The sequence below is a fragment of the Staphylococcus sp. 191 genome, assembly GCF_011174885.1.
GTDB classification, from domain to species: Bacteria; Bacillota; Bacilli; order Staphylococcales; family Staphylococcaceae; genus Staphylococcus; species Staphylococcus coagulans.
Genome location: NZ_PNRJ01000029.1, coordinates 1 through 1,463 on the forward strand (window position 1 = coordinate 1; position 1,463 = coordinate 1,463).

A 1,463-nucleotide genomic window follows, 5' to 3' on the forward strand; every position below is an offset into this window, starting at 1 on the left:
TCACCAAACAAAAATACTTTTTGAATGTTATACATTCAAAACTAGATAGTAAGTATACATTCACAAGTAAAACCTTATGAACAAATTTGATTAAGTCTTCGATCGATTAGTATTCGTCAGCTCCACGTATCGCTACGCTTCCACCTCGAACCTATTTACCTCGTCATCTTCGAGGGATCTTATAACCGAAGTTGGGAAATCTCATCTCGAGGGGGGCTTCATGCTTAGATGCTTTCAGCACTTATCCCGTCCATACATAGCTACCCAGCTATGCCGTTGGCACGACAACTGGTACACCAGAGGTATGTCCATCCCGGTCCTCTCGTACTAAGGACAGCTCCTCTCAAATTTCCTACGCCCACGACGGATAGGGACCGAACTGTCTCACGACGTTCTGAACCCAGCTCGCGTACCGCTTTAATGGGCGAACAGCCCAACCCTTGGGACCGACTACAGCCCCAGGATGCGATGAGCCGACATCGAGGTGCCAAACCTCCCCGTCGATGTGAACTCTTGGGGGAGATAAGCCTGTTATCCCCGGGGTAGCTTTTATCCGTTGAGCGATGGCCCTTCCATGCGGAACCACCGGATCACTAAGTCCGTCTTTCGACCCTGCTCGACTTGTAGGTCTCGCAGTCAAGCTCCCTTATGCCTTTACACTCTATGAATGATTTCCAACCATTCTGAGGGAACCTTTGAGCGCCTCCGTTACACTTTAGGAGGCGACCGCCCCAGTCAAACTGCCCGCCTGACACTGTCTCCCAGCACGATAAGTGCTGCGGGTTAGAAATCCAATACAATTAGGGTAGTATCCCACCAGTGCCTCCACGTAAGCTAGCGCTCACGCTTCTAAGGCTCCTACCTATCCTGTACAAACTGTACCGAATTTCAATATCAGGCTACAGTAAAGCTCCACGGGGTCTTTCCGTCCTGTCGCGGGTAACCGGCATCTTCACCGGTACTATGATTTCACCGAGTCTCTCGTTGAGACAGTGCCCAAATCGTTACGCCTTTCGTGCGGGTCGGAACTTACCCGACAAGGAATTTCGCTACCTTAGGACCGTTATAGTTACGGCCGCCGTTTACTGGGGCTTCGATTCGTAGCTTCGCTTGCGCTAACCACTCCTCTTAACCTTCCAGCACCGGGCAGGCGTCAGCCCCTATACGTCACCTTACGGTTTAGCAGAGACCTGTGTTTTTGATAAACAGTCGCTTGGGCCTATTCACTGCGGCTCTTCAGAGCGTGAACCCCAAAGAGCACCCCTTCTCCCGAAGTTACGGGGTCATTTTGCCGAGTTCCTTAACAAGAGTTCGCTCGCTCACCTTAGAATTCTCATCTTGACTACCTGTGTCGGTTTGCGGTACGGGCACCGATATTCTAGCTAGAGGTTTTTCTCGGCAGTGTGAAATCAACGACTCGAGGAAACAATTTCCTCTCCCCATCACAGCTCAATCTTAATGAG

The 1,463-nt window shown here is 50.5% G+C and carries 1 rRNA gene; it reads right to left on the bottom strand.

Going from position 1 to position 1,463, the window contains the following annotated elements:
- Positions 1–86: 86 nt before the first annotated feature.
- Positions 87–1,463: ribosomal RNA gene (locus tag C1H58_RS11950) — 23S ribosomal RNA — on the bottom strand; the annotation flags it as partial.